Below are 5,949 nucleotides of genomic sequence, written 5' to 3'. Positions count from 1 at the left end.
GATTATATATTATTCATAGTTCTATGGAGAAGAAGTTATAAGAAAAAGTTTGAAGGCGAGTTGTTTGTAATTTATTTAATTGCTTTTGCCATAATAAGAGGTATTGTTGAATTCTTTAGAATAAATCCAGTTATTTGGGGTCCGTTTTCAATTTCACATTTATTAAGTTTTGTTTTAGTCATTATTGGATTACTCATTTATAGATTTTTATCCAAAAGAACTACAGGAAACGATAATATTTATGTAGAAGAACATAGATTAAAATTAACAACTTCAATATTATATTTAATTGTTTTAATAGCAGTATCTGTTTTTATATTTTATTCTGTACAAGGTTGATTATCTAAAATAAAAGGGATTTGATGATTTAAATTATCAAGTCTCTTTTATATTTTTAGATGTATTTTTAATTATCTTCATAATATCTACACATGTTCTTTGTATACTTTATTCAGGTTGATAATTCAATTATAAAAAATATTAAGATATTAAATGATTTAGAGAGGGGTGAGGTCATGTTAAGTTTTATAGAAGCTAAAAATGCAGTAAGTAAAGAACTTCATGAAGTAGAGATGATTTTAAGAGATATGGGAAAAAACTTTAGCACAAATTCAGCAAAAGAGATATTTGATTACTTTTTTAATTCTACTGGAAAATATCTTCGTCCTACATTAATAATTCTTTCTGCTAAGGCTATAAAACCATATATGACTATAGATCAAAGAGAACAAATAATTAATTTATGTGTAGCTGTTGAACTTATTCATAGTGCAAGTTTAGTGCACGACGATATAATCGACAATGATTTAATGCGTCGCGGTCAAAAAACATTAAATAATATATATGGAAGAAAGATAGCAGTTTTAGCAGGAGATACTTTTTATGCTAAAGCATTTTCCATCTTATTAAATCTACCAACGAGAGATGCAGAACAAATAATTACTAAGGTCATTGAAAAAATGTGTATAGCAGAAATTGAACAAGCCCAAGTAAATGAAGTTTCAAAGCAGGATTATATAAATATAATAGAAGGAAAAACTGCAGCGTTTATGGGTGCCTGTTGTAAGCTTGGAGCAAAAGCAGTTGAAGGAAGAGAAGAAGATATTTCAGCTTTAGAAAGCTTTGGTTTAAATTTCGGAATGGTATATCAAATTATAGACGACTGCATAGATGGTGACACTAATGCAATAAGGAATAATATAACTATTGAAAATGCCAAAGAGTTTGCTTCAAAAGCCAATGAAGCTATTGAGAATTTGGAACCATCAATTTATAAACAGGGGCTTATAAGTCTTTTAAATTATGTACTTGAAGCTTCAAAGCCTGAAAGAAAAAAAGCTTAATTAAAGTTTTGGAAATTAGAAGGAGTCGATAAAAAATGAAAATTTTTAATAATAAGTATTTAGTTCCTGTATGGACTGTTCTACGTGTATGGTTAGGATATCAATGGATAGTCCCAGCAATGGAAAAACTTAAAGATCCAAAATGGGTAGGTAGTGAGGCTGGTACAGCTATAACAGGATTTTTAAAAGGGGGACTAGCTCAAGCTACGGGAGAACATCCATCAGTGCAATGGTGGTATGCAAGGTTTATAGAAAATGTTGCGCTGCCAAATGCCAAAATATTTACTTATCTAGTTCCATATGGAGAACTTCTTGTAGGTATTAGCTTAATACTTGGAGCCTTCACAATAGCAGGTTTGCTTGGTGGTGCCCTTATGAACTTAAATTACATGTTAGCAGGGACAACAAGTACTAATCCAATTTTATATACTGCAGCTATAATCTTAATGGTAGCTGGAGCTAATGCATATAAAATGGGTATTGATCAACTAATTATATCTTTTTGGAAAAAGAAATATGGTAGATGATAAATATAGCATAAAAAAATTTAAATATAATTTAACAAGAAATCAAGTCTTTAGACATGAAAATGAAGGGAGTTTAATAAACAATGAAAAAGAAAACAATTAGAGGTGCAGTATTAGGTTTAGTTCTTACATTAGGTCTTTCAACAGCAGCTTTTGCGGCTGGTATGGAAGACATGGATATGGGACAAGGAACACAAAAAAGTTCAAATGGTATAAACGCAGAGTTAACTTTTAATAAAGATAATAAAGTAAAAACTGGTAAGAATGATGTGATGGTTACATTGCATGATAGTAATAATAAAGAAATTGATAATGCCAATGTTAAAATTAGTGCAGAAATGGACAAGAGTTCCGACATGGGTGGCATGAATATGGATAAGTCAAAGCCAATTGAGGCTACATTAGAAAGTAGTGGAAAAGGCCAATACATGGGGAATATAGATTTTTCTGACAAAGGAAAGTGGATTGTTACAGCTAATGTTATGGTAAATGGAGAAAAAAAGGATGTTCAATTTGATGTAGATGTAGCAAGCAGTGGTCCAAACTGGGGAATAATTGGTGGATTTATAGGTGTGGTAGCAGCAATAATCATAGTAGCTGTAGTAAAGAAAAAACAAAGTAGTAAATAAAGCTGAAGAATAGAGGTGACAGTTTAATGTCAAATTTAGAAAGGGAAACTCGTGATGAAACAAAGTCATCACAAGATCAATCAGAAAGTAATTTATTAGACAATAAACTAATTAAGAACTTTATGAAGAGTAAATGGTATCCAGGAATATTTCAACTATTTGTAGGATTAGTATTTACGTTTATCGTATTTGAATTGTTGACTGGACCTACCGATGCAGCTGATAATTTTGGTACAGCAGGAACATGGGTATTATGGTGGCCTATTCTTCCTATACTATTATTTTTAACAGGTAGATTTTGGTGTACTATATGTCCATTTGGTGCATTAAGTGATTTAGTTCAAAAATTTGTAGGAAGTAAACAACCAGTACCTAAATTTTTAAAAAAATATGGAGTATGGCTAATAGATGCTATGTTCTTAGCAATTACATGGAGTGATCACGTTTTTGGAGTTGTTGAATCACCTAGAGGTTCAGGAACATTACTTTTACTTATTACAATTGGAGTAATATTCTCAGGTGCATTTTGGGAGCGTAGAACATGGTGCAGATATCTTTGTTTCTTAGGAGGTTTATCTGGGAATTATTCTAGAGCAGGTATGTTACAATTACGTGGAACAAAAGAAATATGTGCTAAATGTACAGCAGCACATTGCTACAAAGGAACTGAAAGAGCAGAAGGATGTCCGATGTTTGAATTTCCAAAAACAATGGAAGATAATGCAGAATGTAATTTCTGTGGAAACTGTGTAAAGAATTGTCCTAACAATTCAATCAATATATCATTGCGTCCACCGACTAAAGAATTATGGTTTATAAGAAAGCCGAGATTTGATGCAGCATTTTTAGCAGTTGTAATCATGGGAATAGTATTTGTTCAAAATATTACAATGCTGAACATATGGGATGGAATACTCGCATGGCTTGAAAATACAGTTGGAACAGATAGTTATGCAATCACCTTTACTATAACATTTATTATAGCTATGGCTATACCAGTAGCGCTATTATCTATAACAGGATTAGTTGCAAAGATATTTAATAAAGCTTCATTAAAAGAAAACTTCACCAAGTATGGATATGCAATTATACCATTAGATATGGCTGCTCATATAGCTCATAATTTATTTCACTTGTTAGCAGAAGGAAAATCTGTATTTTATACATTTATAGAATTATTCGGAGTTCAAGTGCAGAATACATCTACAGCTATTCTTGATGATCCGACAATTCAAGTATTTCAATTTTTATTAATAGGAATTGGTACTATTGGTTCAATCTATACTGTTTACAGAATTTCCAAAAATAATTATGAATCAAAAAAGATAAGTATAACAATATTATATAGCGTTCTTTTAATATTACTTGCAGTAGTTAATATAATGTTATTCTCATTACCTATGGCAATGCGTATGTAAAAATCTTTTATAGCTTATCTAAAAATGATTTTAGATAAGCTATAATATTATCTTTTGTATCGTATAAAAAAGAATAAATTAATATTAATAGAGAATGATTAGTTGGTAGAGGTGATTAAAAAGAAAATGACAATTAAAAAATTTAACTTATTTATTAGGGCTTCAAGGCCTTTTTCTTTAACAGCTTCAGTAATTCCAGTTGTCCTAGGAGGAATATTAGCATTAAAAGAGACTAACTTTAATATTGAATATTTTATACTTTCAATTATCGCAATTGTTTTTTTGCAGGCTTCAGTGAATTTATTAAATGATCATGATGATTTTATAAATAAAGTTGATACAAAGGAATCTCATAGTTCTAGCGGAGTAGTTGTTGAGGGCCTGCTGACTTTAAAAGAAGTTTATAGAAGTGGCATTACACTGCTAATTTTAGGATGTTTAATTGGTTTGCTTTTAGCTTACAATGTAGGGTTTATGATTTTAATTTTAGGGATCGTTGGGGCTTTATGTGGATATTTTTATACAGGAAAACCGTTAATGCTTAAATATAGAGGTTTAGGTGCACCTTTGGTGTTTATAATTTTTGGACCATTAATGACACTTGGAGGGTATTATTTACAGATGGAGAAGTTTACTTTGCAGTCATTTTTAATATCAGTCCCAACAGCGCTTCTTACTACTGCAATATTGCATGCTAATGATATCAGGGATATAAAACATGACAAGAAAGCCGGTATTAAAACACTGTCAATAATTATAGGCTATAAGAATGCACAGTTAGTATATTCAAGCTTGATTATACTTTCATATATTTCACTTGTCATAATGATATTTTTGAAGTATATTCCTTATTTAAGTTTAATTTGTTTATTAACAGTACCCGCAGCTATTAAAAACATTAACAAATTAAGAATTGGTGAAAATTCATGTGAGCATATTGCAGAGCTTGATAAAGAAAGTGGTAAGCTTCAAGGTCAATTTGGAATTCTTTTAATTTTATCAATTCTTTTATCTTATATTTTATAGAAAGGTGGCAATGCTTTGGAGAAACAGAAACGTAAGAATAAGGTCATTATTTCTTCATTAATCATAGCTACAATACTATGGTTTGTAATATTTGTGATTAAACCATTTAATTTTTGGATTGAAATGGCGTTATCCATATTATTGTTAGCAGTAATAGCACTATTTTCGGAAAGAAATTTAATATCATTTAGAAGTATAAAGTTAAGACATATATTTATTGGAATTATTTCAGCCATAATATTATACTTTGTTTTTTATGGTGGAAATATTATTTCGGGATATTTATTTCCCTTTAAAGATGCTCAAATATCATCAGTTTATAGCAATAGAGCACAAGGAAATTCATTACTTATCGGCACATTGCTATTATTTATAATAGGACCGGGAGAGGAAATTTATTGGCGTGGATTTATACAAAACAATTTTGCAAAAAAATTTGGAGAAAATAAAGGATATATATTTGCAACTTTATTATATGCTGGTGTTCATATAATTACATTTAATTTTATGCTTGTAATAGCTGCATTAGTGTGCGGAATATATTGGGGATGGATTTATAAAAAAGAAAAAAGCCTTATTCCAATAATAATATCTCATGCAATCTGGGATTTTACAGTTTTTGTGTTATTTCCATTAATGTAATACGTAGAAGATTATATATAAATTAATAATATAGAAAGAACACTGACTAATTTTTATAGGTTTAATTAAAAATGCGGGGTGATTTAATATGGCAGAAGCTAATGCAAATGATATAGAAAAGATTTTTTCGGTTATTGCAAAAAGATATGATATTTTAAATTCAATTTTAACTTTAAATATTGATAGATTATGGAGAAGAAAAGCAATAAAAATATGTAATATTAAAGAAGGACAGAAGGTTCTAGACTTATGCTGCGGTACAGGACAAATGATAAATTATGAATGTAAAGCAGTAGGAAAAAATACTCCAGTTATTGGTGTAGACTTTAGCCAAGAAATGCTTAATGTAGGAGCTGAAAGACTT

General features: G+C 29.9%; 8 protein-coding genes. All 8 read left to right on the top strand.

Annotated features, from left to right (window positions below; all coding sequences use genetic code 11):
* A partial coding sequence (locus COL3_RS25475; RefSeq protein WP_143327570.1) for a prolipoprotein diacylglyceryl transferase family protein occupies positions 1 to 339 on the top strand: 339 nt, incomplete at its 5' end.
* Between the two features lie 176 nt (positions 340 to 515).
* Positions 516 to 1,343 (top strand): polyprenyl synthetase family protein, encoded by an 828-nt coding sequence (locus tag COL3_RS25470; RefSeq protein ID WP_008423035.1) that lies wholly within the window; start codon positions 516 to 518, stop codon positions 1,341 to 1,343.
* Between the two features lie 35 nt (positions 1,344 to 1,378).
* Positions 1,379 to 1,870: a DoxX family membrane protein gene (locus COL3_RS25465; protein WP_008423036.1), complete on the top strand. Its 492-nt coding sequence runs from the start codon at positions 1,379 to 1,381 to the stop codon at positions 1,868 to 1,870.
* A gap of 83 nt (positions 1,871 to 1,953) precedes the next feature.
* Positions 1,954 to 2,499: a FixH family protein gene (locus COL3_RS25460; protein WP_008423038.1), complete on the top strand. Its 546-nt coding sequence runs from the start codon at positions 1,954 to 1,956 to the stop codon at positions 2,497 to 2,499.
* A 26-nt stretch (positions 2,500 to 2,525) separates the two neighbouring features.
* Positions 2,526 to 3,917, top strand: a complete 1,392-nt coding sequence (locus COL3_RS25455; protein WP_008423039.1) for a 4Fe-4S binding protein — start codon at positions 2,526 to 2,528, stop codon at positions 3,915 to 3,917.
* Positions 3,918 to 4,043: 126 nt separating this feature from the next.
* A complete protein-coding gene (gene menA, locus COL3_RS25450) occupies positions 4,044 to 4,943 on the top strand; it encodes a 1,4-dihydroxy-2-naphthoate octaprenyltransferase (RefSeq protein ID WP_035283286.1) in 900 nt (299 codons plus the stop codon).
* A 15-nt stretch (positions 4,944 to 4,958) separates the two neighbouring features.
* Positions 4,959 to 5,585, top strand: a complete 627-nt coding sequence (locus tag COL3_RS25445; RefSeq protein WP_008423041.1) for a type II CAAX endopeptidase family protein — start codon at positions 4,959 to 4,961, stop codon at positions 5,583 to 5,585.
* 88 nt (positions 5,586 to 5,673) lie between these two features.
* On the top strand, positions 5,674 to 5,949 hold a 276-nt coding region (locus COL3_RS25440; protein ID WP_143327569.1), incomplete at its 3' end, for a class I SAM-dependent methyltransferase.

This window comes from Clostridium sp. LS, from assembly GCF_002760435.1.
GTDB lineage: Bacteria > Bacillota > Clostridia > Clostridiales > Clostridiaceae > Clostridium.
The sequence above is the reverse complement of the archived record's forward strand: the minus strand, read 5'-3'. Positions and strand labels throughout refer to the sequence as shown.